The sequence below is a fragment of the Thermosynechococcus sp. M3746_W2019_013 genome (assembly GCF_015296045.1).
Classification (GTDB): Bacteria; Cyanobacteriota; Cyanobacteriia; order Thermosynechococcales; family Thermosynechococcaceae; genus Thermosynechococcus.
Map to the genome: position 1 here is coordinate 25,351 of NZ_DVDW01000038.1, position 25,254 is coordinate 50,604.

The 25,254-nt window shown below is 53.6% G+C and carries 20 protein-coding genes and 1 pseudogene; 13 read left to right on the plus strand and 8 right to left on the minus strand.

The window, feature by feature from the left end; translation table 11 throughout:
* Positions 1–36 precede the first annotated feature (36 nt).
* The 4 genes from IGQ16_RS07435 to IGQ16_RS07450 are packed head-to-tail and all read left to right on the plus strand — an operon-like array spanning position 37 to position 2,849.
* On the plus strand, positions 37–318 hold the full coding sequence (locus tag IGQ16_RS07435; protein ID WP_024124901.1) for a helix-turn-helix transcriptional regulator: 282 nt from the start codon (positions 37–39) through the stop codon (positions 316–318).
* The gene (locus IGQ16_RS07440; protein ID WP_024124900.1) at positions 311–565 is read left to right on the plus strand and encodes a hypothetical protein; all 255 of its coding nucleotides are present in this window, start codon (positions 311–313) and stop codon (positions 563–565) included. Before IGQ16_RS07435 ends, IGQ16_RS07440 begins: the two co-directional genes overlap by 8 nt.
* Before the next feature lie 50 nt (positions 566–615).
* Positions 616–1,608, plus strand: coding sequence for a pentapeptide repeat-containing protein (locus IGQ16_RS07445; RefSeq protein WP_024124899.1), 993 nt, complete (start codon positions 616–618; stop codon positions 1,606–1,608).
* Positions 1,609–1,652: 44 nt separating this feature from the next.
* Positions 1,653–2,849 carry a GNAT family N-acetyltransferase gene (locus IGQ16_RS07450; RefSeq protein WP_024124898.1) on the plus strand — a complete coding sequence of 399 codons (1,197 nt, stop codon included), beginning with the start codon at positions 1,653–1,655 and terminating at the stop codon, positions 2,847–2,849.
* On the opposite strand, the gene nrdR is transcribed toward IGQ16_RS07450, so the two are convergent.
* Entirely contained in the window at positions 2,846–3,334 is a 489-nt protein-coding gene (gene nrdR / locus IGQ16_RS07455) for a transcriptional regulator NrdR (protein ID WP_024124897.1), read from the minus strand. The two genes, IGQ16_RS07450 and nrdR, sit on opposite strands and share 4 nt — an antisense overlap.
* 119 nt (positions 3,335–3,453) lie before the next feature.
* On the opposite strand from nrdR, the gene IGQ16_RS07460 reads away from it, so the two are divergent.
* The 4 genes from IGQ16_RS07460 to IGQ16_RS07475 all read left to right on the plus strand — a co-directional run bounded on the left by IGQ16_RS07460 (position 3,454) and on the right by IGQ16_RS07475 (position 8,441).
* Positions 3,454–3,585 (plus strand): hypothetical protein, encoded by a 132-nt coding sequence (locus IGQ16_RS07460; protein WP_255325213.1) that lies wholly within the window; start codon positions 3,454–3,456, stop codon positions 3,583–3,585.
* A gap of 787 nt (positions 3,586–4,372) precedes the next feature.
* Entirely contained in the window at positions 4,373–4,699 is a 327-nt protein-coding gene (locus IGQ16_RS07465; protein WP_051372803.1) for a hypothetical protein, read from the plus strand.
* Positions 4,700–4,873: 174 nt separating this feature from the next.
* On the plus strand, positions 4,874–6,967 hold the full coding sequence (locus tag IGQ16_RS07470) for a bifunctional diguanylate cyclase/phosphodiesterase (protein ID WP_225871739.1): 2,094 nt from the start codon (positions 4,874–4,876) through the stop codon (positions 6,965–6,967).
* 643 nt (positions 6,968–7,610) lie between these two features.
* Positions 7,611–8,441, plus strand: a complete 831-nt coding sequence (locus IGQ16_RS07475; protein ID WP_024124894.1) for a Tab2/Atab2 family RNA-binding protein — start codon at positions 7,611–7,613, stop codon at positions 8,439–8,441.
* Between the two features lies 1 nt (position 8,442).
* On the opposite strand, the gene IGQ16_RS07480 is transcribed toward IGQ16_RS07475, so the two are convergent.
* The 4 genes from IGQ16_RS07480 to IGQ16_RS07495 all read right to left on the minus strand — a co-directional run bounded on the left by IGQ16_RS07480 (position 8,443) and on the right by IGQ16_RS07495 (position 13,384).
* The gene (locus IGQ16_RS07480) at positions 8,443–9,951 is read right to left on the minus strand and encodes a hypothetical protein (RefSeq protein ID WP_367116118.1); all 1,509 of its coding nucleotides are present in this window, start codon (positions 9,949–9,951) and stop codon (positions 8,443–8,445) included.
* Positions 9,952–9,960: 9 nt separating this feature from the next.
* Positions 9,961–11,013 carry a PstS family phosphate ABC transporter substrate-binding protein gene (locus tag IGQ16_RS07485; protein ID WP_297060863.1) on the minus strand — a complete coding sequence of 351 codons (1,053 nt, stop codon included), beginning with the start codon at positions 11,011–11,013 and terminating at the stop codon, positions 9,961–9,963.
* A 78-nt stretch (positions 11,014–11,091) separates the two neighbouring features.
* Positions 11,092–12,456 (minus strand): glycosyltransferase family 2 protein, encoded by a 1,365-nt coding sequence (locus IGQ16_RS07490; protein ID WP_297060865.1) that lies wholly within the window; start codon positions 12,454–12,456, stop codon positions 11,092–11,094.
* A complete protein-coding gene (locus IGQ16_RS07495; RefSeq protein WP_024124890.1) occupies positions 12,377–13,384 on the minus strand; it encodes a radical SAM protein in 1,008 nt (335 codons plus the stop codon). Before IGQ16_RS07495 ends, IGQ16_RS07490 begins: the two co-directional genes overlap by 80 nt.
* A 262-nt stretch (positions 13,385–13,646) precedes the next feature.
* On the opposite strand from IGQ16_RS07495, the gene IGQ16_RS07500 reads away from it, so the two are divergent.
* The 3 genes from IGQ16_RS07500 to IGQ16_RS07510 all read left to right on the plus strand — a co-directional run bounded on the left by IGQ16_RS07500 (position 13,647) and on the right by IGQ16_RS07510 (position 18,657).
* Positions 13,647–13,958, plus strand: coding sequence for a Mo-dependent nitrogenase C-terminal domain-containing protein (locus tag IGQ16_RS07500; protein ID WP_051372802.1), 312 nt, complete (start codon positions 13,647–13,649; stop codon positions 13,956–13,958).
* Positions 13,959–14,036: 78 nt separating this feature from the next.
* A complete protein-coding gene (secA, locus tag IGQ16_RS07505) occupies positions 14,037–16,826 on the plus strand; it encodes a preprotein translocase subunit SecA (RefSeq protein ID WP_024124888.1) in 2,790 nt (929 codons plus the stop codon).
* A 151-nt stretch (positions 16,827–16,977) separates the two neighbouring features.
* Entirely contained in the window at positions 16,978–18,657 is a 1,680-nt protein-coding gene (locus IGQ16_RS07510) for a phosphodiester glycosidase family protein (RefSeq protein WP_297060875.1), read from the plus strand.
* Here the strand turns inward: IGQ16_RS07510 and IGQ16_RS07515 are convergent.
* Both IGQ16_RS07515 and IGQ16_RS07520 read right to left on the minus strand, forming a co-directional pair.
* On the minus strand, positions 18,654–19,808 hold the full coding sequence (locus IGQ16_RS07515; RefSeq protein WP_297060867.1) for a M23 family metallopeptidase: 1,155 nt from the start codon (positions 19,806–19,808) through the stop codon (positions 18,654–18,656). The genes IGQ16_RS07510 and IGQ16_RS07515 overlap by 4 nt on opposite strands.
* Before the next feature lie 60 nt (positions 19,809–19,868).
* Positions 19,869–21,194, minus strand: coding sequence for a cobyrinate a,c-diamide synthase (locus tag IGQ16_RS07520; RefSeq protein ID WP_024124885.1), 1,326 nt, complete (start codon positions 21,192–21,194; stop codon positions 19,869–19,871).
* A 156-nt stretch (positions 21,195–21,350) separates the two neighbouring features.
* Here IGQ16_RS07520 and IGQ16_RS07525 point away from each other — a divergent pair, with 156 nt between their 5' ends.
* Positions 21,351–23,549, plus strand: coding sequence for a phosphoketolase (locus IGQ16_RS07525; protein WP_297041318.1), 2,199 nt, complete (start codon positions 21,351–21,353; stop codon positions 23,547–23,549).
* A gap of 6 nt (positions 23,550–23,555) precedes the next feature.
* Complete coding sequence (locus IGQ16_RS07530; RefSeq protein ID WP_024124884.1) at positions 23,556–24,746, plus strand: Coenzyme F420 hydrogenase/dehydrogenase, beta subunit C-terminal domain; 1,191 nt, start codon at positions 23,556–23,558, stop codon at positions 24,744–24,746.
* A gap of 74 nt (positions 24,747–24,820) precedes the next feature.
* Here IGQ16_RS07530 and IGQ16_RS07535 read toward each other — a convergent pair.
* Positions 24,821–25,254: pseudogene (locus IGQ16_RS07535) on the minus strand (photosystem II q(b) protein); the annotation flags it as partial.

Here is a 25,254-nt window from a genome sequence, read left to right on the forward strand (position 1 = left end):
AATACTAGGCTTCTAAGTAATTATACGGATTTAGGGATGTCTATACCGCCAGACGATCGGTTGGAATATTCACTGCTGTCGGAGCGTGAGCTACAGGTGCTGGAGCTTGTGGCCGCAGGGCTAACCAACCAAGATATTGCTGCCAAACTAGACATCAGCAAGCGCACGGTAGATAACCACATCAGTAATATTCTCACGAAAACAAAATCAGAGAATCGGGTGGCACTTGTGCGCTGGGCGTTAGCGTGGGGTAAAGTGTGCTTGAATGATGTGAATTGTTGTGCTCTGCCCACCCCCCCTACCCAGCCCCATGAGTGAACGTGTGTACTACAATTCCCGAATGCCGCTGGCCGTCTATCGTGAGCTGGCTGCCCACTTGCAGTTACTCGATGGGGTTTCTGTGCGGCTGTTGCCCCAAACCTGTTCCCACTTTGACTACGAATTGAGTCAAATTGAGGGCATTGCCGTGGCTGTGCCCCCCACGCTTGACCCCAGTACTCAAGCACGATATGAGGAGATTCTGGAACACTACGGCCTTCAGCATGGCGGCTGGCGGCAATGTTAGCGATCGGCATTTTTTAGAAACGAAGTGGTGCTCCCTACTATAGACTGACGATGCAAGCCGAAGAGTTTCTCGCTCGCTATGCCGAGGGCCAAACCAACTTTCAAAGTGTGAATTTGGCGGGCATTAGTCTTGTGAACGCCGATTTCATCGGCATTGATCTGCGCGGTGCAAGTTTACAGGGGGTATATTTTCGGTTTTGTCATTTTGGCCGTGCCGACTTTAGCGATGCCCTGTTCACGGGTGCACGGTTGGAGGGATGCAACTTTACCCAAGCGATTTTTAATGACAGTCATTTTCGCGATGCTCAATGTCATGGTTGCATCTTCGATCGCGCCAATTTCCAAGGAGCAGATCTCACGTTAGCGGCTTTTCGCGACTGTAACTTCCTGAGTAGTGATTTGCGACAGGTCAGTTTAAGCCATACGGTTTTGGCGGGTTCCTGTTTGCGCAGTGCCAACTTTCGCAAAGAGAACTATCAGGAGGGGGCAAGTCTGGTGGGGGCGGATCTGCACCAGGTGGATCTCCAAGGAACAAATTTGGCAGGGACAGATCTATCGCGGGTGAACCTCAAGGGGGCCAATCTCAAGGAAGCCAACCTTAATGCTGCCAACCTTGTCCAAGCAAACTTGGAAAATACCAATCTTCAAGGGGCGATTCTCACCCGTGCCATTCTCTACAAGGCAAATTTGGTGGGGAGCAATTTGCGGCAGTCACGGCTCGTCCAAGCGGATTTGCGGGGAGCAATTCTCAATCAAGCGGATTTGAGTCAGGCAATTCTCTCAGAGGCGCGGCTCGATGATGCCCAAGCTCAAGGGGTGAATTTGCAGGCAGCGGTTTTGAACAAAGCGGATTTGCGGCGTACGGATTTGACGGGGGCCGATTTGCAGGAAGCTCGTCTGATTGATGCCTACCTCGCCCGCACGAATCTCAAGGGTGCCAATTTGCGCCAAGCCAACCTAATGCGTGCTGATCTCAGTAGTGCTCTGTTGCTGGAGGCTTGCTTGGAGCAGGCACTGATGCCCGATGGCAGTATCTTTCTCTAGGGGGCTTGCTATAGTACAACACAGAAGCAGTTTCCCTGAGAAACATGGTAGAGTTTGCAGCGGCACTGGCACCAGAGCTAACCATTCAGTGGGTGAATGCGATCGCCAGCGTTCCCCAAGACCAGTGGGATGCCCTGGCGTTGCCCCTAGAAACCCCCTTTTTGGAATGGGAATGGCTGCATCAAATTGAAGCCTCCGGCAGTGCAACGCCCCAAACAGGTTGGCTCCCCCAGCATTTGCTAGTTTGGCGCGATCGCCAGGGTCAGCGGGAACTGGTGGCCGCAGCGCCTCTGTATATCAAAGGTCACAGTCAAGGGGAATTTGTCTTTGATCACCAGTGGGCAGATTTAGCCGCGCGGTTGGGGATTCGCTATTATCCAAAGCTGCTGGGGATGGCGCCCTTTACACCGGCGGTGGGCTATCGCTTTCTCATGGTAGAGGGGGTGGATGTGGCCATGATGACCAAGGTGATGCTCCATGAAATTGATCGCCTTTGTCAGCGCCACCGCTTTTCCAGTTGCCACTTTCTCTATGTCGATCCCCAATGGCAACCCGCTGCCGAGGCCTACGGCTATCGGGCTTGGCTCCACCACAGTTACATCTGGCAAAATCGCAACTATCAGACCTTCGACGACTACCTAGCGGACTTCAATGCCAATCAACGCCGCAACATCAAGCGAGAACGCAAGGCCGTGGCTCAAGCAGATCTCACGTTTCGGGTTCATCAGGGGCATGAGGTCAGCCGTAGCCTGTTGCAACAGATGTACGATTTCTATGCCGATACTTGCGACAAATTTGGCTGGTGGGGCAGCAAGTATCTGACGCGGCAGTTTTTTGAAGGCCTGAGCGATCGCTATCGCCATCGAGTGGTTCTTTTTGCCGCCTATCCCAACAACGGCAGTCAGCGTCCCATTGCCATGTCCTTTTGCATTACCAAGGGAACCCATCTCTACGGTCGCTATTGGGGCTGTACCCGTGAAATTGATTGCCTGCACTTTAGTGCCTGCTACTACGAACCCATTGAGTGGGCGATCGCCCAAGGAATTCAGCGCTTTGATCCCGGCGCCGGTGGACGCCATAAAAAGCGGCGCGGCTTTCCAGCAACTCCCAACTACAGCCTGCACCGTTTCTATGAGCCACGTTTAGCGGAAATATTTGACCACTACATTGACCAGATCAATGACGAGGAGCAAAGGCTCATTGATACAATTAATGCCGATTTACCGATGAAGCAGCACTAAGGCTGGGAGGCTGTCAGCAGCTCTGGCGAGTCAGAAGTCTCTTGGAGATGGGCAAGTTCAGCAACAAAATCACTAATGCCCTGGAACTGGCGATAGACCGAAGCAAAGCGGACATAGGCCACTTCACTCAGGTGGCGCAATCGTTGTAGGGCTGCTTCCCCCAATTCGGTGCTGGTAACTTCGCGGCGCGATCGCAACTGCAAATCCGCCTCAATATCATCCACAAGGGCTTCAATTTTTTGTTGGGGAATGTTGGTTTTACCACAGGCGGTCATAATGCCCCGCAGCAATTTCGAGCGATCAAAGGACTCGCGATCGCCGTTGCGCTTAATGACCGTAATGGGCACAAACTCAATCCGCTCATAGGTGGTGAAACGACGACCACAGGCTAGGCACTCCCGCCGTCGCCGAATACTTTGCCCCCCTTCTGCCGATCGAGACTCTAGAACACGACTATCTGTATGGTGGCAATAGGGACACTGCATAGGGATCCCACGGATTCAGGCACCTGTAGAGTATCATAGCCGATTCTTTTCACTCATTAACCTTTGCTAGGACTGCGACAGCGTTTGCTAGGCTAGGGGTATTCCTTGGGTATCCTGCCATGACCAATCCAAACCCCCAAAAGAAACGCAATCAACCCACGATCATTAACGTCGAACCCGAAAATTTACTGCTCATTGTTGCCCTGAGTCTCTTTATGCCGCTGCTGATCGTCGGCTTTTTTGTACACTAGGATTCCTTAAAAAAACAAAATCACTTGCGATAGATACAGCATAAAGGCTAAAAACTTTATTTTTCATTGAAAATCAAAAAAATCAACATCTCAGCATCCTTTGCTGCTGAGGATTTGCTGCGCCAAAGTCTCCCTGTGGCGAAGTCGTTTTGGTGGGGCAGGAATTACTAAGAAATATTAAGAAAATTAAATAGTTCTTAATTATTCAACCCATCAGTTATTAAAAAGCAAAAAAGGGATTACGAATCCTTGAAGAATCAGTGGTCCAAGTTTTAGGATGATTTACAGACAGTCTCTAAAGCGAAAATGCTTTTCTAGCCTGATGTGGTTCCTTGGATGGAGTGTCAAAAATCAAGTTTTTTGGGGAAAATCAATGAATAATCGTCAATTTCAAGATGCGGTTCAATGTCTCAAAATTGATCACTTAATGAATGATTTCGAGATTAAAAAGATGACTAAATCAATATGCATTAAAATACCGAGACAAAAATTAATTAAAACTTAAATCCCGTAAAAAAAGAAGAATCAGTACTCCTTCAATACTAAACTCCCTTGGCAAAAATGAGGGAGGTTGCCTAGGACATGAGTATTGGCAAACTATCAAAGTTAATTCATTGAGAAAATTACTCTCCTGAGGGCAATCTTAGGATGCAAAAAGTTGAAGTGACTTGGGCAGTTTGTATTCTCAATAACAACGGTGACCTTTTTTTCATGGTCTAATTTTTACTAGCACAACGAGAGTAATAGGCAATTTCGCTGTGCCTGATAAGATGTAAGGTTCTAGCTTATGACTTCCCCACTGTCGATCTCAATGATCTACCACCTGCGGCGGTTGTTGCGGCAGTATCAGCCATTTCTTAAGCCTGTCATCTATGAAGGAGCAGGGCTAGTGGCTAATCCCGAAGCCGATCTCTATGCTGTACTTGAGAGTCTTTATCCCGATGCGGAGCAATTGGCTACAGTCATGGAACAGTTGGCTAGACTGATTGTTTTGCACCAGAAAAAAGAGCTACTTTCTACTGAACAGTATGAGGCAATTAGCCAGCAAATTTTTTGGATTTTGGGATTAAAATACACGCTACCCCACGTGGGATTAGTATCTATGAGCGGCTAGCCAGCAGAGGATAGAAATTTTTGTGCCTGCGCATCAAGATTTTCAAAGAGACTTCAAAGAGACCTAGGAGTCTTACGGCCTAGGAGAGCCAGTTTTTGGTTTGTTGAGCACTTAAGCTAGGATATTTCCATGGAGCAGGATGACTCATCTTTATTTTTTCAGTTCAGGTGGCCAATGGTGAATGGTCAAACGGGCCATGGATTTGATTTTCCGCTAGGTACTGATCCCTATGACTTACTGCGGGATGTTTGTGCCCGTTTACCCCTGCTCATTCTCTTCTATGACAATGAGGGGCAGATTCATTCCCTTAACCAAGAGGTGATGACCCAGTTGGGCTGGGATACAGGGGACTTGATCTCAGGGGATTTTTTGAGTCAGTGCTTTCCCGATCCAGAAACCCAGCGGCAGATGCGTTATTGGATGATTCATCCCCCCAATGGTTGGCAGGAGGTACCTGTCCATGGCGCCGATGGTCAAGTTTTAGAGATGATTTGGGCTTTTGTGCGCTTTCCCAACGGGGCAGGTTTAATCTGTGGCTACAACGTTACCGATGTGAAGTTAACTCAGGCGGCGCTCCTGGAAACCAGCGATCGCTATACGCTGCTGACCCGTAGCATCAATGATGGTATTTGGGACTGGAATTTGACCACCAATGAGACGTTTTATTCCTCGCGTTGGAAAAATATTCTCGGCTATCAGGATGACGAAATTGGCAATCACATTGATGATTGGTTCAAGCGCATTCACCCCCAAGATGTGGAGCGGGTGAAGTTAAATTTAATGCTCCATATCCGCGGCCAAATCCCCCATTTCCACCAAGAGTTTCGCATTCAACATCGCAACGGGGCCTATCGTTGGGCTTTGGCACGGGGGCTGGTGCTGCGGGATGCCTATGGCAATGCCAGACGGATGGCGGGTTCTTTGACCGATTTGACGGAACATCGCCTTGCAGAGGCCCAGTTGCTCTATGATGCCCTCCATGATTCGCTGACGGGGTTAGCCAATCGCACGCTCCTCCTTGACCGCATTGAACAGGCGACTCGCCATGCTCGTCGTCGTTCCGATTACAAGTTTGTAATTTTGTTTATTGATATTGATCGCTTTAAGGTCATTAACGACAGCCTTGGCCACAGTTGTGGCGACTTAATTTTGATTGAATTGGCCAATCGTCTCACCCGCATTGTCCGCGCCGATGACACGGTGGCTCGTATTGGGGGCGATGAGTTTGTGATTTTGCTGGATGACATTAGTGACAACAATGACGCTTTGGGGGTTTGCGATCGCATTCACAGTGAATTGAATAAACCCTTTGTCGTGAATGATCAGCCGATCGCGCTCAGGGTTAGTATTGGCGTGGCCACGCGATCGGCCCACATTGAGAAGGCAGAAAACTATTTGCGCAATGCCGATATTGCCATGTATCGTGCCAAGCTGGCGGGGGGGAATCGCTATCAAGTTTTTAGTGAAGACATGCATTTGATGGCGCGCGATCGCCTCTCCCTAGAAATCGGGTTGCGCCAAGCCGTTGAGCGGGACGAATTTACCCTCTTTTATCAGCCCATTTACCGCCTTAGGGACAATTCTCTCTACGGCTTTGAAGCCCTGATTCGCTGGCAGCATCCTACTCAGGGCTTACTCCTGCCCGATCGTTTCATTTCCCTTGCGGAGGAAACGGGATTGATTCTGTCCATTGGGGACTGGGTGATCTGGCGCGCCTGCCGTGATCTCCAGTACTGGCACGAGCAATTTCCCCAGTGTCAGTTATCCGTGAACGTGAATTTATCCAATCGGCAACTGATGTACCCTGCTCTAGCCGAGCAAGTGTTGGCTGCTTTGGAACAGACCCAGATTCCTCCCCATTGCCTGCACCTGGAAATAACTGAAAGTGTGGGGATTGATCAGCCCGATCAGGTGCGAGAGACATTATGCAAACTGAAGGCACAGGGAATCAAGCTGAGTCTTGATGACTTTGGCACTGGCTATTCCTCTCTCTCCTATTTGACCCATCTGCCCATCGACATCCTCAAGATTGATCGCAGCTTTGTGAAGCTCATCCCTGAAACCGACCAAAGACCCCTCATGATTGATGCCATTGTTAGCCTTGCCAAGGGATTGGCATTGGAAGTGGTGGCTGAAGGGGTAGAGCATCCCTATCAAGTGACGCGACTGCGGGAACTCGGCTGTGACTATGTCCAAGGCTATTATTTCTCCCGACCCCTGACGACTGAGGAGGTGGTTGCCCTATTAGCGCAGAGTCACACCCCCTAGAAAGAGAACTTTATTGCAAACCTGACGTCCCTAGGTATGGGCTTCGGAACTGAGGCGGTGCATCAACTATGGGCTGATGGCAATCATCAGAATTGGGGCGGCGAAATACGGTAAATCAAGGGGCGTTTTGACCCTAAAGGCAATCAATTGCTTTCAATGTCTTAAAGAAAGTGCCCATCAAAGCCATGACCATTGTTTTTAGCAGTTTATCCTTAGGCTGATCTAAGCTCTGAGTTTGCATCAGGGAAACGGCGGGGGCGCGATCGCGAGCCAGACCTGTGTCAATGGAAACTGGATTGGCAGGCCTTAGAGCCAGATGCTGCTGCGCGTCCCGAGGACCCTTTAGTCGACGGTGCCCAGCAATTTGGGGTACAAATTTCCACGATGAGTTCCGCCCTCGGCCGGCTGGGCATCACCTGAAAAAGCAGATGCGTTGCCAAGAACGCCGTGAGGAAAAGCGACAGCAGATCTATGCGGGATGCAGCGGTTCTATGGATGAGGTGATTGGCAAGGATTGTCCGAGATAATTTTTCATTCTTTATTGGAATAGCTCTAACAAATCCAAGAAAAAGCAAGGAAAATAAATATAGCCCGTATTCAGTTTGAAAAAGGCGATCACCTCTTTTGTTCATCTATTCCGTCGATGTCCCGTTGGCAAGTTGACCTTTACCGTCGGCCTTTGCGTACCCCCAGTGGTGCTGATCTGTGGGAACTTGTGATTTGTGATCCTGAAGAACATTTTTACTACACGGCTTTTTGTCCCGAACCACTGGTGAGTAGTACCTGGGTTGCCACAGAATTCAACCGTTGCGGTCAGCCCTTGCCTGAGCGAGTAAAGGTCTTTCGCCCCGAAAGTTTAGGGCTAGTGGAAGGAGCTTGCCGACAACTCAACATCCCCCTAGAGCCCACCCGCCGCACTTCTGCTCTGAAGCGCTACCTGTGCCAACGCGCTCAGGAATACCCAAGCCTGAAAACCTACACGGGTGAAGCCTACGATCCCTTGGCCATTGAGCAGCTCCCGCCCCTGCCCTTGCCGGATGATATTTGGGGAGAATCTTGGCAGTTTGCAGCGATTACGCCCCCCGATTTGCAGCAACTGATGCGGTACCCTTTACGGATTCTGGCCTTGGAAATGGAGATGCTGCCGGAGTCCCTAGGCTTGGCGGCAGACACCCTGATTCCGGGAATTATGCTCTATGGGGGTCGCAAATCCTTGAAGCTGGCTCGCTGGTTCCAAGAGCAGGTGCCCTATCGCCTAGAGTTTGTACCGGGGCAGCCCTGTGGCATTCTCCTGCACAGTGGATTGCGCGATCGCTGGGTGTTTTTAACGTTTCAGGATTCGGAAATTGCGCAAGCGGGAGAGGTGTTTCGCGATCGCCTGCAAAAAAGCCAAGGCTTGCACTTTCTGCTCATTCAGCCCACTCCCAAGGACACGACCTACACTGCCCTGTGGCTGCTGCAACCCCTTGAATAGCCTAGGGTTCGAGTATGTTCTGCGCCAAACGTTCCTGAAGGGTGCGAGTTTCCTCTAGAACTGTTTCAATGCCTTCAAGGTGGGTCTGGCGCACAAAGTTAATTTTCAGTTCCTCTAGCCATAGCACCAGGAGGTCTTGGATCACCTTGCCCACCTGTTCCTCTTGGAGTTCAGCACTCAGGGTTTGGCCAAATTTTTGCGCTAGTTGACTCACCAGCAAGGCGCCTTCGCGGGGTGGATTGCCTTGGTTTTTGCTTGCTTGCTCCAACAGCAGAAAGAGGCGATCGCTAATCTCCTTGGCAAGGGATTGGCGCCACTGCAGGGGTAAGGCCGCTAGGGTTGGACTCTCCAGCAATCGCCGATAGGGGGGTGCTTGCCGTAGGACCTGATCCACGCTGTAGGCCACTAATGCTTCCACTTCTGGCCGCAGTTGGGGCACGACACGGCAGAGGATCACTTGAACCACCAAGGCCGCCAGTTCCCCCAACTCATCAATGTCATTCGCCCTGCTATTGACGCTATTGACGCTATTGACCTGTAAGTCAGAGGCACGGGGAAGCCACTGGCTAAACTGACCGCGGCGGATGGCCTTTTGCAGTTGTGTCAGCACTTGCAGGACAACGACCTCTGAAATGTCGGTGGCGATCGCCCCCACCAAGCCCTGAGATAGCTGCCGCTCCAGGGTATCAAGGCAGATCAGACCCGCTTGATCGAGGCGAATCATGACGGGAATCACCCGCAGCCATGCCCACGTCGGTGCCAACCACCAAAAGGGAAAAAAGAGTAGCCCATCGTACCAGCGCCACAGCATGGCATCTCGCCAGCGACAACCGCGACACTGCCGACTCAGCCAAAACGTGCGACCCAAGAACTCAACAAAGAAGAGGAGATTAAAGGGAAGATCCAGAACGCCAAACCGATTCAGAAAATCCCCATCCTCGCCATAGGCGCGCCAATAGTTGGTCGCTATTAGGGGAATGATGTGCTTCTCAAACCAATTCAGGTTGCTCCGCCAGTCCTGTGCATTGATGTACTCCGAACTCCAAAAGCGCTCAAAGGACTCTTTGGAGGATGCATCCCGATTGCCAAAGACCCGCTGCCGCATGCGATTCTTAATCTGCTCAAGGGTGCCGGTCTTATTGGCCAGAGCAAAGGGATTGGTGTCCACCATGGTTTTGCTCTGCTGTCGCAACTGCGTCAACAGCGCTTGTGTTCCTGGGGCATCCACGCCTTCAGTGGTAATGGTGTGCCGTAGTTGGTTGACGGTGTTGATGTACTGCTGCGTTACTCGGTGGGGTTGAATGCCTTTGATGGGGTCATAGAGGCGGGTAATCGGCAACGGCTGGGGTAGATAAATGACCCGCTGAATTAGGGGAATGCGGACTTTTCCCAACAGCCAAAAGTCCCGCAGCGGAATATAGGTGAGATCAAAAAGCACCAACGCCAGGTTGAGGCTGGCGATCGCCGCCATTACCCGCTCATAGGTTCGGTTCAGGGGCTTATCCAACACAGCCCTCCCCTAACGCAGGCGGACATACCCGGCTTTTTCAATGATTGCCTGTCCTTCGTCGGTCAACAGCAGAGCCGCATAGGCACGACCGGCTTGGGCATCTAGGCTATTGTCATCCTTAGTAATGACAAACAGGCGACGGGTAATCGGATAGGTGCCGTCCTGAAATCCTTGATAGTTTAGCGTATTGCGCCGCTGTGGACATTGGGAAGAATCAACGTAGGGTTCTTGGTAAGGAGGAACGTACTGATTCGGCTGACGCCCCAAGGGCAAGGGTCGCACACTGCACTGACCAACAATTTCCGGTGCCGATGCGTAGTAAATTCCGCCCACGGTCGTCCCCAAGCGCCGCAGTGCATCCGTGGTATCTCGTACCATAACGACATTAGTGCTAAGTTGCTGCCCCCCTAAGACCTCTTGGACAAAAAATTCCACGGTACCACCATCTTCCAAGCGTCGTGAAAAGGGGGTAATGGTCAGATTCGGCCCCCCCACTTGACTCCAGTTCCTGAGTTTACCGGTGTAAATATCAACCACCTGCTGGACTGTTAAGCCGGGAATCTTGAGGGTTGGATTGACGGCGATCGCAAGGCCATCGATCGCCACCGGCAATTCAACGAGTTTGATACCCTGACTCTGCGCCTGCTGCCGCTCCTTTTCATTCAAAGGGCGTGAGGACTGGGCAAAGGCAATTTGATTGTTCAGTAACATGCGAATACCACTCCCCGATCCCGGTGTACCGGTTGCTGGATCCGTGTAGCGCAGACGAAAATTTGGCCAAGCCACTTGAATTAAAGGATCGACATCGCGGCGAATCGGCGCCCACGTGGTACTGCCGCCGTACTGAAACGTCCCGCTCGGAACATTACTGACATCACTGAAATTAGCGCCCAACCTCTCTGGCGTTTTTGCTGCCGGCGAAGTGGACAACCGGCCAGTGACTTGTTCTAGGGGATTTTGATTGCCTAGGAGCCGCAGAACCAGCACTGACGCCACCCCCAGCAGGCCACAGGTGAAGACAAGGGAGAAGAGCAACGGGAGCAAGTTACTATTCCGAGACATGGCAGAACCCGTGAAAATCTGCCCCTAGCCTAGCTTAAAGTGGTTGCTCCTGAGATCCTCAGGCAGCAGGTTTTTCCCTTAGGGGCCATGGTGCACCGTTTTCACCCACCGCAGACGTTTTGCCCGTAGGGCCATACGCAAGGTGGTCGTACTCACTACTGGCAACCAATGGAACATGTATAGGGTTCCCCGTAGGCTCTGCCAAAACAGTTGCCACACCCCCATGGATTGAGCCTGAGGAATGCCCCGTAGCATTCCCACCATCGAAATCGTCAAGCTTAGGGTTGTCAAGGGCACCAGCACCGGCGTGCGGTGGCGCAGCAGAGCCATCAGCAGATCGGGAATGGTCGCCGTAGGAATAGCATATTTGATCAAAAACCAGCAGAACACATCCCAGCTTTTTTGCCAGCCAAGGCGATTGCGCAGCAAGGGCTGCCAGTAGTCGAGATAGCTTTGGTAGCCGCCCTCGCTCCAGCGATTGCGTTGGTGCCACAGTGCCAGCAGTGTGGTCACGCCCTCTTCCTGTACCGCTGGATTCATCAGCACGTCAATCTGCCAGCCGTGGAGATGCAGCTTCAGACTGAGATCGAGATCGTCAGTAATGGTTTCCTCATTCCAGCCCCCACAGCGCTCTAGGGCTTGCCGCCGCACAAATTGGCCATTGCCCCGCAGTTCTCCCATGCCGCCACAGGCAACTCGCTGCTGTTGATAGTAGGCATCGAGAATCATCTCGACCGCTTGACCTTGGGCCAGCCAATTGATGTCGGCATTACTGATCGCCTTGCGCACTTGGACGGCGCCGACACTGGCCACCTGAAAGCGGTTGACCACCTCCTGCAGCAGATCTGGGGGTACCGTGGCATCGGCGTCAAAGACGCCAATAATTTCTCCCCGTGTCAGGGGTAGGACTTGATTGAGAGCCCCGGATTTGCCACCCCCTGCCCCTGGCAGCCGCCGCAGCACCTTGAGATGGGGATACTGCTTTTGTAGTTCGCTCAAAATATCGGGGGTGCGATCGCTACTGTTGTCATCAATGATCCACACTTCGTAGTGGGGATAATCCAAGCGGCAGAGGTTTTTCACCAGGCGACCAATCACCGCCTCTTCATTTTTGGCAGCCACCACCAAGGACACCATCGGCGGCACACTTTCTGCTGTCTCTGACGCTGGCAGACTTTGGGGTTTGGCGCGCCAGTAGCGCAGGGTTTGTAAACTCATCAAGAGGGTTAGGACATAGATGAGCCAGATACCACCAACAATCAGGTGAATGGCGATCGTGCTGCCCCAAATCAGAGACAGCGCTAGGAAAGCCTTGCGACGGCGACCCTCAGAACGCGGTTGTAATGGAGGACTCTCTGGGTCATCAACCCACTCCGACAGGAGTTCGTCGAGGGGGTCGGCTTCGTTGTAGAAACTGTTTTCGGGCCAGGAATTCTCCGGCATAGGTCACCTGATTGAGAAACCAGTACTTATCCAGTCCCTTAAAGAAGCTGGGAATGAGATAACACCACACTGTGCAGCCTTCGCAGACGGGAAGTCGGCCTTGGGAGCGGCGATACTCCTCTACCACCTCGGAGGACTTGTACAGTTCGTACAGGCGACCATTGATGGGGACTCCCTTCTGCGCAAAGTGGTAACACGGTAGCAGCAACTCATCATTGGGGGAAATGGCAATCACGGCATCCACCGCCTTACAACGGGGATTGTGAGTCCTGTTTCCCCCGGCGCGAATGAGGGCTAGCGCTGCCTTATTGTAACCAACATTGTTATACTTCTTCGCTGTTTGTTCAATGCTGTTGGCAATTTCGGGAGTGGGGTTCTTTTTGTCGTTGTAGTGTTCGTGGGCAGTAAAGGCAGGGTTGAGCCAAACCCGTACCCCTAAACTTTGGGCAAATTCAGCGACTTCCCCAATTCGCTCATAGTTCTGGGCTGTCACGGTGTGGTTCAGCACGGGATATTCACCCAGCTCGAGGGCAATCTTGACCGATTCCACCAGCGTGTCAAAAATTTTCACGCCCCGCGACTGATCATGGGTGGCAGCATCCGGCCCATCGAGGGAAAAATTCAAGAAATCTACCACCCCCTGAATTTCCTTGGCACGACGGGGATAGAGAATGGTATTTGTTGTCATGCTGGTAATGAAGCCAAGACGCTTGGCCTCGCGGTAGATGGCTGGGGCATCGGCACGCAGCAGCGGTTCGCCCCCCGTAAAGTCCACATATTTCACGCCCAAGCGCTTCAAGTCGCGGAGATTGGTTTGGATAGCGCTAAAATCAGCTTCTTTGCCCGGTTCCAGCGCCCAAATATCACAGAAATGGCAGCGGGCATTACAGCGGTAGGTCAGGTAATAGTTAGCAACCAGTGGACTCATTGAGTATCTTCCTTAGGAAATTTAAGCAAGACCAAGATGAATGGGCAAAAATAGCAAATGAGTTTATACAAGCAATTGAAAGATTTCTAGACAAAACTTCATCGGAGTTTGAGTTGATGAACAGTTTAGCACTCTGCTGAGCGGAAGGAGGGCCATTCCTCGCCTGAACCTGCTGCAAGTTTAGCAATGCTTATTATTGATAAAGATTTTTTATATTAAAAGCATGTTGCTATTTACATAGATTATCTTTTACCGTGAGGGTATGCGCAATTGTGAGGATAGTCCCATGAATCAACTCCTTACCCAACGCCCGCCCGCTTCTTTGATGACCAAAATCCGCCAATGGCTAATGACTTATCCAATTACCACGCCGGCGATCGCCCACCGCATTTGTCGCTGGATTCCTGCCCAATGTCCCTTTGCCCGCACCCTCTCCCTCTTTGGTCGGCCAGTCATTACCATTCCCCCCCTATGTAAACTCAATCCCTTCTATGAGGAGGTGATGATGCTGCGGTTTCGCGCCCTGACCTACCTCAGCGATGTCTGCCAAGAGGACATCAGTCAATACGTCTAGGCTACGTCTTGACAGCGAGGAACAGGCAGTTGCTATAGGATGTAAAGTATACAGCTTTGTATCCATGGTGCCCGTCGCATGCTGAAAGCCCTATTTGGCGACCCCAATCAGCGCAAGGTTAAGAAGTATCAACCCCTTGTGGTCGAGATCAACCTGCTGGAGGAGCAAATTCAGCCCCTGAGTGATAGTGAGCTACAGGCGAAAACGGCTGAGTTTCGGCAGCGACTCGACAATGGCGAGACCCTAGATGATTTGCTGCCAGAGGCCTTTGCTGTGGTACGCGAAGCCTCACGACGGGTACTGGGGATGCGCCATTTTGATGTCCAGCTCATCGGTGGCATGATTCTCCACGATGGCCAGATTGCCGAAATGAAAACCGGCGAAGGCAAAACCCTCGTGGCCACGCTCCCAGCCTACTTGAACGCCCTCACGGGTAAGGGGGTACATATTGTTACGGTCAACGACTATCTGGCACGGCGGGATGCGGAATGGATGGGGCAGGTGCATCGCTTTTTGGGTCTGACGGTCGGGCTAATTCAGCAGCAAATGGCACCCCAAGAGCGACAGAAAAGCTATGCCTGCGATATTACCTATGCCACCAACAGTGAAATTGGCTTTGACTACCTGCGGGACAATATGGCCACGTCCATGGCTGAGGTGGTGCAGCGCCCCTTCAACTACTGCATTATTGACGAGGTGGATTCGGTACTTATTGACGAAGCCCGCACCCCCCTAATTATTTCGGGTCAAGTGGAGCGTCCGACCGAGAAGTACTTCAAGGCCGCTGAGGTCGCTCGGCTCCTGAAAAAAGACGAACACTATGAGGTGGATGAAAAAGCTCGCAATGTGCTGATGACTGATGAGGGGTTTATTGAGGCGGAGAAGTTGTTGGGGGTGAGCGATCTCTATGACCCCCAAGACCCCTGGGCGCACTACATCTTTAATGCCATCAAGGCTAAGGAACTCTTCCAGCGGGATGTGAACTACATTGTCCGCAATGGTGAAGTGGTGATTGTGGATGAATTCACTGGACGGGTCATGGTGGGTCGCCGCTGGAGTGATGGCTTGCATCAGGCGATCGAAGCCAAAGAAGGCCTGGAAATTCAAAATGAGTCCCAAACCCTGGCCACAATTACTTACCAAAATCTCTTTCTGCTTTATCCCAAGTTGGCGGGGATGACGGGGACAGCCAAAACCGAAGAGGCGGAATTCGAGAAAATTTACAAGCTAGAAGTGACGGTGGTGCCCACCAATCGCCCCAGTCAGCGGCGGGACTTTCCCGATGTGGTCTATAAAACCGAGCGGGCTAAGTGGCTGGCAGTGGCCTCTGAATGTGCTGAGGTGCACGCTACGGGTCGGCCAGTGCTCGTGGGAACCACCAGTGTTGAAAAGTCAGAGCTATTGTCCCAACTGCTGCGGGAGTTGGAAATTCCCCACAACCTTTTGAATGCCAAGCCCGAAAATGTGGAGCGGGAGGCGGAGATCATTGCCCAAGCCGGCCGCAAGGGAGCAGTGACGATCTCAACCAACATGGCAGGCCGAGGAACAGACATTATTCTGGGTGGCAATGCCGACTACATGGCTCGCCTTAAGGTGCGGGAGTATTTGATGCCCCGCATTGTCATGCCCCCCAGTGATGACCCGATGATGCTGTTGGGACTAAAAATGGATCGCGGCGGTGGTCAAGGATTCAGTCAAGGGCCGCAGAAAAATTGGAAGGCCTCACCAGGACTTTTCCCCTGCGAAATTAGCAAGGATGCAGAAAAGCTGCTGCGCCAGGCGGTGGAGGTAGCAGTCAAGACCTATGGTGAGCGCAGTCTGCCGGAGTTGCAGGCAGAGGACATGCTGGCGATCGCCTCGGAGAAAGCACCGACCCAAGACCCTGTGATTCAAGCCCTGCGGGATGCCTTTAACCGCATCCGCGAAGAATATGAGGTGGTTACCAAGCAAGAACACGAAGAGGTGGTGGCCCTCGGTGGCTTGCATGTGATTGGTACAGAACGCCATGAGTCGCGGCGGATTGATAATCAGTTGCGGGGACGGGCCGGACGTCAAGGCGACCCCGGATCAACGCGCTTTTTCCTAAGCTTGGAGGATAACCTGCTGCGAATTTTTGGGGGCGATCGCATTGCCAGTATTATGAACGCCATGCGCATTGATGAAGATATGCCAATTGAGTCGCCGCTGCTGACTCGCAGTCTGGAAAATGCCCAGCGCAAGGTGGAAACCTACTACTACGACATCCGCAAGCAAGTTTTTGAATACGACGAGGTGATGAATAACCAGCGGCGCGCCATCTATGCTGAGCGGCGGCGAGTCCTCGAAGGGGAAGACCTCAAGGATCGGGTGCTAGAGTATGCCGAAAAAACCATGGATGACATTATTGCTGCCTATGTCAATCCCGATCTACCGCCGGAGGAATGGGATTTGGAAGGTTTAGTAGCCAAGGTGCAGGAATTTGTTCATTTACTTGCGGACCTGCGCCCTGAGCATCTGGCGCACCTAAGCGTACCGGAGATGCAGGCCTTTTTGCATGAGCAAGTGCGCACTGCCTATGAGCAAAAGGAAGCGCAAATTGAGGCCATTCAACCGGGCTTGATGCGGCAGGCAGAACGGTTCTTTATTCTGCAGCAAATTGACCTGCTGTGGCGGGAGCACCTGCAACAGATGGATGCCCTGCGGGAGTCCGTCGGCCTACGGGGCTATGGTCAAGAGGATCCCTTAGTGGAGTATAAACGGGAGGGCTATGAACTGTTCTTGGACATGATGGTGATGATTCGCCGCAATGTCGTGTACTCCCTGTTCCAATTCCAGCCCCAAGTGGCACCGCCCCCAGAGCAGGTCTCCTCATCCTCAGATCAGGGATAGTCCCGTTTTCCCAAAACCCAGTCTGACCATTGGAGCCATCTTTAAGGCGGCGGCGTCAACTATACTGGCGTAGTCTCGGTATGGATGGATTGGTTCAAGTGTGCTTGCACGGTCAGCTTATTTAGTTTTTGGGAATGCACTGACGGTGGCGATGGCGAGCGCCAACATTGTCTTTGCCCAAGAGATTCAGGGCGATCGCCTGAACTTAAATGGCCGCGACTACCCGGTGGCTTGGCAGCAGTGGCGCGATGCCCAAAATCAACTGCGCACCGGCATTAGTGATGGGGGTCTGGCCCAGCGCTTTGGTGTTCTTCTTGGCAGTACCACAGATCCCTTTCAGCAGCCAGTGGCATGGTTTCAGCACCAATTTAGTCCTTTGGCTGTGCGCTTTAGCGCCAATGGCATGTATCGCTACCTAGACATTACGCCCTGGATTGAGCAACATCAGTGGCGGGTGCAACCCCAAGGCAATACGCTCCAGATCAGCACACCCCCCGCCCGAATTCTCAGTTGGCGGCAGGGACGACAACCTTGGGGCGATCGCTGGGTCTTTGAATTGGACCGCCCCACCCCTTGGCAGATCAATCGCCTCACCTTTAGCCGCACCGCTTTGACGCCTCGGGATCTCAGTCTCACGATTGAAGCCACAGGAGAATTGGCCACGCTCCCCAATGTCAAAGTTACGGCTACCCCGGATCGCACAGTATTGGAGACCCAAATTCCCGGCACAGTTCGCCCAGTGGCCTCAATGCTGCTCAATCCACCGCGGCTGGTGATTGATTTTCGCACTGATGCGCCACCCCCCCGCACAATTCAATGGGCACCGGGACTGCGCTGGCAACAGCAAACGGTCATCCTGGGCACTCGTCAGTTCCCTGTGGATCTGCTCATTATCAATCCCCGACAGCCGGGGCTGCGTCTGCGTCCCCTTGGAATAACCCCCACAACTTTGGTGGGCTTAGCAACGCTGCCCGAACTGGCCCAACGCTGGCAGGCAGCCGCAGCAATTAATGGCGGGTTCTTTAATCGCGATCGCCAAGCTCCCTTGGGGGCAATTCGCAGTGAGGGTCACTGGCTCTCTGGCCCGATTCTCAATCGCGGTGCCATTGGCTGGGACGATCGCGGCCAGATTGTTGTGGGTCGCCTCAGTGTGCAGCAGCGGGTGAGGACGCCGACGGGCACAGTACCCATTGTCACGTTCAATTCTGGGTATGTCCAAGCCGGTCTTGCCCTCTATACCCCCAGTTGGGGCGCGAGCTACCAAGGGAAAACGGGCAGTGAAGTGGTGATTACGGTGCGCAATGAACAGGTGGTGGGGCAGCAACCCATCAGTAACCATCAAACAGTTCCGATTCCCTCAGAGGGCTTCCTACTGGTGGCGCGTAACTTGAATTCCGCCTTGTTGGCAAACTTCCCACCGGGGGCTGCGGTGCAACTGGAAACCACTGCTATGCCCGCTGCCTTTAATAGCATTCCCAATATCGTCGGTGCGGGTCCCTTACTGGTGAATCAGGGGCGAGTGGTCTTGAATGCGGCACTGGAGCAATTTGGGGCGGGTTTGGATGCCCAGGCGGCACCCCGCAGTGCCATGGGAAATCGCAGTGATGGCAGCATTGTCTGGGTCACCACCCACAACCGTATAGGTGGTAGGGGGCCCACCCTCGCAGAATGGGCACAAATTGTCCATCAGTTGGGCTTGATCAATGCGGTGAATCTGGATGGCGGCAGCTCAACGGCCCTTTATCTAGGGGGGGTGTTGGTGGATCGCCATGCGGTGACAACGACGCGGGTCAACAATGCCCTTGGGGTCTTTTGGCAGCCAACCCCCTAGAGATAGGCCAAAGGATCGCTCGGTTCGCCGTTCAAGCGCACTTCAAAGTGGAGGTGGGGGCCTGTTGACAGTCCCGTGGAGCCAACCTCAGCAATGGGCTGCCCCTGTTGCACAAATTGGCCTTCCCGTACGAGGAGCCGCTGGGCATGGGCATAGAGCGTCGTCATCCCGCCGCCATGATCTAAGATCACGGTTTGCCCGTAGCCCCCTGACCAACCGGCAAAGATCACGGTGCCCGCTTCAGCAGCAAAGATGGGGGTGCCAAAATCAGCTCCAAAGTCCACACCAGCATGGAACCGCTGCCTGCCCAAGATGGGATGAATCCGCCAACCAAAGGGACTGGTCAGCGGTGCTTGAATGGGGTAAGCAAGACGGCCACTGCGGGGCAGGGGTGGAGTGCCCCTGGGGACATAGCCGAGACGCTGACTAATGAGTTGCTGAATGGCGACGCTGTCACGGGCCAGTTGGGCTTCAATGGCGGCAAGGGCCTGGCGATCGCTCCGCAGACGAGCAATGAGTTGGCGTTGACTTTCGGCTTCCCGTTCATAGATGGCCTGCTGCTGTTGGAGTTGCTGGCGCAGGGCTTGAATAAATCGCTGTTGTACTTGAATTTGCCGCTGCTGCTGCTGAAGTCGCTGGCGATCGCGAACCAAGGCAGCCAAGTGCTGGCGATCGCGCTCATACACCTGACGCAGGCGCCCCTGCTGCTCCAGCCAGTCATTGAGGGTCTCTGCTTCAAAGAGCATGGCCCACTGGGGAATCTCACGGTAGCGTTGCAGCCGCCGTAGGCGATCGCCAATCACAGCAACACTGGCCTTGTAGCGGCGACTCAGAACCTGTTGCTGCTCCTTGAGCTCCTTGAGCAGGGTTTCTGCCGCTTGCAGGCGATCGCTGGCCGCCGCCAACTGTTGGGTGGTTGCATCCACATTGGTTTCTAAACCCTCCAGGCGATCGCTGGCCGCTGCCTCAAGGCGTTCTAGTTGTTGACGCTGCTGACCTACTGCCTGCTGGTGCTGCTGGTGTTGTTGGATCACCTGCTGCCAATACTCCAGATTCTGGGAGGGTGCCGTTGCCCAAGCCGCCAGAGTTACCCTGAGCATCACTAGCAGCCCAAGGCAAAGGTAGAGCCCATAGCGGTATTGCTTTGGCATTGACCTTCCCCAACAACACCCTAAAAAACACCTTCAAAAATTACGTTGCCGTGGGTCGCATTATCCAACCTTTGCTGCCTGCTGGAGAAAGCGCATTGCCCACTGGGGATGGCCGCCCCAATGGAGATGCAGATAACTGGCGTGGATTCGGGAGTTGCCCCAGCCCTCTGGTTCACCCGCCAATTGCCACAGAGGCCTTGGGGGCGGCACACTCAAACAGGAATAGTGAAATTCATGGCCTTGAACCTTCTCTCCTGCCTGCACACACACCGTTGTTTGTAAAGCCGTGGCTTGGCGATAGCCAAGGGTGAGTTTTTTACCCATGTGGGCAACCGGCGGCCAGTATCCCACCAAGGGGTAGTAGTGTCCCTCGAAGGTTTGAATACCTTGGCTGAGATACATGAGGCCACCACACTCCGCATAGATGGCTATGCCCCTTTGAATGGCCTGCCGCAGCGACCCAAGGAACGAGTGATTCGCTGCTAACTCTGGGGCAAACACCTCCGGAAAGCCACCCCCCAAGATCAACCCATTGAGATCTGGGGGCAAGTGGGTATCCCGTAGGGGTGAGACTGGGGTTAACGTTGCCCCCAAAGCGTGGCACAAATCAAAGGTGTCAGCATAGTAAAAGTGGAAGGCTGCATCTTGGGCAATGCCAATGGTGACTTGAGTCAGGGGGGAAACACTAAAAGGAGGGTCTGAGGAGGTGGGGGCAGGGGCAAGCAGTGGTGTCAGCCGCTCCCAGTCAAAACAGGTGTTTCCCAAATGGGCAAGGCGATCGCCCAAGGCTTGAAACTCGCGGGATTCCTGGGGTGGCACTAAGCCCAGGTGCCGACTGGGAAGTGCCAAGGCCTGATCGCGATAGAGAACGCCAACAATAGGCACCCCCAGGGGGGCAAGGGCGGCTTCTAACAGTTGCCGGTGGCGATCGCTGGCCACCCGATTCAAGACCACACCAGCAATCTGGAGCGATGGATCATAGTGGCAAAAGCCATAGACCACCGCCGCCACCGAGGCTGCCTGTTTTTGGACATCTAAGACCAGGAGCAGAGGTGCCTGCAAAAGTTGGGCAATCTGTGCCGTACTGCCCTCATGGCTCCCTCCCCGGCCATCAAATAGCCCCATGACCCCCTCAATGAGCACTGCATCCATCCCCTGACTGTGATAGCCGACGCAGGCGCAGACATACTCAGGACTGGTCAAGATCACATCGAGGTTACGGCAAGGCCGGCCACTGATAGCCGTGTGAAACAGGGGATCAATGTAGTCAGGGCCCACCTTAAAGGTTTGTACCCGCTGCCCCCGGGCGCTCAGAGCCGCATTTAATGCTAGGGCAACCGTGGTTTTTCCCACGCCGCTGCGATCGCCTGCTATCACCAACGCCATTGTTAATCCCTTTCCCCAAGAAAAATCAATCTATGCCTGCAATCCACTCCAACACCGTTATTTCGGGGATATTCCCTGATCAACTGCCCTCAGGGGAACTCCCCACCCCTGTAAGATAGGAGACTAAGCGTGCACTCAAGAGTTGGGTCAGGGTCTATGACAGCGGTAACTTCAGTCCCCAGTTTCTGTGAAGGAATTCAGTATTTTGGCAATGATTGGCCAGACTGGGATCGCTATGGTCAAAGGCCACTCCTGAGTACCCAACAGCCAGCCCTTAGGGATCTGGAGGCTCCGGAAGCCGCCTATCAAACGCTCCTCTATGCCGATGCCCTCCGCTATCTGATCTTACAGATGACCGGCAGTAAGGCCTCTGGTCATCCTGGCGGCTTTGCCAGTCAAGCAGAAGCCTATGCTGCCCTCGTGATGTTGGGGCACAAAAATATCATCACGGAAGTGGGGCACCATGCGCCAGGCTTTTATGCCGCCCTGTTCTTGGATCGCTCCCTAGAGAAAATGGGCATTTATACGGTTCAGGACCTGCGCGATCGCTTCCGCGAAAAACATGGTCTGCTTGGCCACCTCTCAGGCTATATTCCGGGGATTCTGGCGCCGGCCGGCCCCCTGGGACAGGGGCAGCACTTTGCTATGGCCGCTGCTTGGTTACACCGCCAGACCCTCTTTCCCTTCACCTTAGGGGATGGCGGCCTAGGGGAGCCCTACGTCATGAGCAGCATGGCGCACTTCCACACCGCTTTCCCAGAGGTCACCAATTTCCTACCTGTCCTGGTTTGGAATGGCTTTAGCCAAGAACACCACAGCATGGTTTCTCTGAAAACCAATCCAGAAATGATGGCCTACTGGCACGGCAACGGTTTCCAAGAGGTGGTGCTGGTGGATGCCAAAGACTTTGACGACAGCGGTCAAGCGGGGGACTACGTCGATAGCACTCAGTTTTCCTTTGGGCAGCGCTTGGCCTTTGTGCAGGCGGTCCTGAAGGGAATGCAAGAGGCAGCGCGATCGGCTCTCGCTGGCAAGCTGACCGTCTTTATCCTCAAACAACTGAAGGGGGCAGGTGTTCATGCCAAGGGGGCAAAATCCCATAACCTTTATGCCCAGCACACCCTCGACAACCCCGATATTGTCAATGCCCTCAAAGCCCGTGCCCTTTCTCCTGCCGCCTGGGAACTGGTGCGTCAAAACTGTGTGGCAGCAGCCGGCGGGCCAGCGGCGGAGGTGGTGGTTACAGAGCAGGTCTTAGACTTACCTCCCCTTGGGGAGATTGCCCTTGAGGCCTATGCCTTGGGGGAAAGCAAAGTGGCCACAACCGCCATGGGGCGCATGGTGGCAGAAGTGGGGCAGCGCGATCGCCGCTACCTTGTTACCAATGCCGATGGCAATGAGGCCTCTGGGATTGGCAACATCAACCAAGCCCTGAAGATCATTCACCCAACGACGGATCCCCTCTACAACCAACTGCCCAATGGCCAAGTATACGAACCCCTGAGCGAGGATGCCTGCGCGGGCCTAGCTGCAGGATTATGTTTGATGGGCAGCCGTAGTCTTTGGTGCTCCTACGAATCCTTTGCCATTAATGGTCTCCCCATCTGGCAAACGGTCACCCAAGCGATGGCAGAACTGCGCCGTCCCACCCCTTCGACGGTTACTCTCTTTACCGCCGGCGCCCTTGAGCAGGGACGGAATGGTTGGACGCATCAACGCCCGGAAATTGAAGCCTACTATGCCGCTTTGTTGCGCAATGGCAATATCTTTGTCCTTTTCCCGCCAGATGCCAACAGCATTCAAGTGTGTTACCGCTGGGCACTGAACACCCAAAACAAGGGAATTGCTATCTTTGCGAGTAAAACGCCACTGCCGGTGCGCACCACCTTTGCACAAACGGAACAGGCCCTTGATGAGGGGGCACTCACCCTCTATGAATCCACTCAAGGGGGACGAACCTTAGTCCTAGCGGTGCTGGGGGATATGATTTTGCAACCCGTGTATCATGCCCTACCCCAATTGGAGGATTTAGGCTATCGAGTGCGGCTGGTTTCGGTAATTAACCCCCGCCGCCTCTACCGCCCTGGGGATGTTGCTTGGCAAACCTGCGCGGAACCCGATGGCGGCTTTGCCGATGAGGCCACCTTCCAGCGTCTGTTTGACGGCGATGCCCTCTTGGGGGTAACGGGGGGGGCCTCTGCCCTTTTAGAACCCATTTTGCTGCGTGCCACTTGTCCTCGCGATCTACTGGCTTGGCAGCGCGGCGAAACAACAGCTAGCCCTGCCGAACTGATGGCCTACAATGGCCTCACCCCCGAAGCCATTTGCGATCGCGCCCGTTCACTGCTGAAGTAAGTGCCCATGACTGCTGCCCATCGCAAAGCCCGTGCCCTTAAGCCCGGTAGTCCCCGCCCCGCCAAGACCCTATGCAGTGAGTGTGGCCTCTGCGACACCTACTATATCCACTATGTCAAAGAGGCCTGTGCCTTCCTCAATCAACAGTTTGAGACCCTTGAGCAGCAAAGTCATGGCCGTGCCCGTGATCTTGACAACTGGGATGAGTGCTACTTTGGCGTTCACCGGGAGATGATGGCGGCTCGCAAAACAGAGCCGATTCCGGGAGCCCAGTGGACGGGCATTGTCAGCACTATTGCCATTACCCTGTTGGAATCGGGACGGGTTGAGGGCGTTGTCTGTGTTCAAAATAGCGAGAGCGATCGCTTTACCCCCAAGCCCGTGATTGCCCGCACCCGTGAGGAGATTTTGGCGGCGCGGGTAAACAAGCCCACCCTATCTCCCAATCTTTCGGTGCTAGAGCAGGTGGAACAAGCTGGCCTCAAACGGCTCTTGGTGATTGGGGTTGGCTGTCAAATTCAGGCCCTGCGAGCCGTTCAAGACAAACTGGGCCTAGAGAAGCTCTATGTGCTGGGAACCCCCTGCGTGGATAACGTCACCCGTGCGGGTCTGCAAAAATTCCTGGAAACCACCAGCCGATCGCCCGACACGGTGATTTACTACGAGTTCATGCAGGACTTTCGCGTACATTTCAAGCACAGCGACGGCTCCACAGAAACCGTGCCCTTCTTTGGCCTCAAAACCAATCAACTCAAGGATGTCTTTGCCCCCTCCTGCATGAGTTGCTTTGACTACGTCAATGGCCTTGCCGATTTGGTGGTGGGATATATGGGGGCCCCCTTAGGTTGGCAGTGGCTGGTGGTGCGCAATGAGCTTGGCCAAGAAATGCTGGACCTTGTGCAGGATCAATTGGAAATCCAGCCCGTCACGAGTGCCGGCGATCGCCACGCTGCGGTGCAACAAAGCATTCCTGCCTACGATAAAGGCGTTACCCTGCCCCTGTGGGCGGCCAAACTGGTGGGCTTAGTGATTGAGCGTATTGGCCCCAAAGGGCTTGAATATGCCCGCTTTTCCATTGATTCCCACTTCACCCGAAACTATCTCTATGTGCGGCGCAACTATCCCCAAAAACTTGCCGCTCATGTGCCCGCCTTTGCCCAAAAAATTGTGGATCAGTATCAACTCCCCGCCCCGTAATTGCCATAAAAAAAGCTCCCCCTGTAGGGAGCCAGATTTGGACTTATCACTAGAGAGGCTTAGGAGTGACCTTTTTAGGCTGCAATGCTCGGGGCAATCATCGCCACAGGAGCCGATTCACCGCTAGCCAAGTCGAGGGGGAAGTTGTGGGCATTGCGTTCATGCATCACCTCAATACCAATGTTGGCGCGGTTGATGATGTCTGCCCAGGTGTTGATCACGTTGCCTTGCGCATCCACAACGGAGTGGTTGAAGTTGAAACCATTGAGATTAAAGGCCATCGTGCTAATACCCAGGGCAGCAAACCAGATACCCACCACTGGCCAAGCCGCGAGGAAGAAGTGCAGGGAGCGGCTGTTGTTGAAGCTGGCGTATTGGAAGATCAGCCGACCAAAGTAACCGTGAGCGGCCACAATGTTGTAGGTTTCTTCCTCTTGACCAAATTTGTAGCCATAGTTGGTGGATTCGGTTTCCGTGGTTTCACGGATCAAGCTGGAGGTCACCAAAG

Coding starts and splice junctions, on each gene's coding strand:
- IGQ16_RS07435 (WP_024124901.1), top strand. CDS start 37: ATGTCTATACCGCCAGACGATCGGTTGGAATATTCACTGCTGTCGGAG.
- IGQ16_RS07440 (WP_024124900.1), top strand. CDS start 311: ATGAGTGAACGTGTGTACTACAATTCCCGAATGCCGCTGGCCGTCTAT.
- IGQ16_RS07445 (WP_024124899.1), top strand. CDS start 616: ATGCAAGCCGAAGAGTTTCTCGCTCGCTATGCCGAGGGCCAAACCAAC.
- IGQ16_RS07450 (WP_024124898.1), top strand. CDS start 1,653: ATGGTAGAGTTTGCAGCGGCACTGGCACCAGAGCTAACCATTCAGTGG.
- nrdR (WP_024124897.1), bottom strand. CDS start 3,334: ATGCAGTGTCCCTATTGCCACCATACAGATAGTCGTGTTCTAGAGTCT.
- IGQ16_RS07460 (WP_255325213.1), top strand. CDS start 3,454: ATGACCAATCCAAACCCCCAAAAGAAACGCAATCAACCCACGATCATT.
- IGQ16_RS07465 (WP_051372803.1), top strand. CDS start 4,373: ATGACTTCCCCACTGTCGATCTCAATGATCTACCACCTGCGGCGGTTG.
- IGQ16_RS07470 (WP_225871739.1), top strand. CDS start 4,874: ATGGTGAATGGTCAAACGGGCCATGGATTTGATTTTCCGCTAGGTACT.
- IGQ16_RS07475 (WP_024124894.1), top strand. CDS start 7,611: ATGTCCCGTTGGCAAGTTGACCTTTACCGTCGGCCTTTGCGTACCCCC.
- IGQ16_RS07485 (WP_297060863.1), bottom strand. CDS start 11,013: ATGTCTCGGAATAGTAACTTGCTCCCGTTGCTCTTCTCCCTTGTCTTC.
- IGQ16_RS07490 (WP_297060865.1), bottom strand. CDS start 12,456: ATGCCGGAGAATTCCTGGCCCGAAAACAGTTTCTACAACGAAGCCGAC.
- IGQ16_RS07495 (WP_024124890.1), bottom strand. CDS start 13,384: ATGAGTCCACTGGTTGCTAACTATTACCTGACCTACCGCTGTAATGCC.
- IGQ16_RS07500 (WP_051372802.1), top strand. CDS start 13,647: ATGCGCAATTGTGAGGATAGTCCCATGAATCAACTCCTTACCCAACGC.
- secA (WP_024124888.1), top strand. CDS start 14,037: ATGCTGAAAGCCCTATTTGGCGACCCCAATCAGCGCAAGGTTAAGAAG.
- IGQ16_RS07510 (WP_297060875.1), top strand. CDS start 16,978: ATGGCGAGCGCCAACATTGTCTTTGCCCAAGAGATTCAGGGCGATCGC.
- IGQ16_RS07515 (WP_297060867.1), bottom strand. CDS start 19,808: ATGCCAAAGCAATACCGCTATGGGCTCTACCTTTGCCTTGGGCTGCTA.
- IGQ16_RS07520 (WP_024124885.1), bottom strand. CDS start 21,194: ATGGCGTTGGTGATAGCAGGCGATCGCAGCGGCGTGGGAAAAACCACG.
- IGQ16_RS07525 (WP_297041318.1), top strand. CDS start 21,351: ATGACAGCGGTAACTTCAGTCCCCAGTTTCTGTGAAGGAATTCAGTAT.
- IGQ16_RS07530 (WP_024124884.1), top strand. CDS start 23,556: ATGACTGCTGCCCATCGCAAAGCCCGTGCCCTTAAGCCCGGTAGTCCC.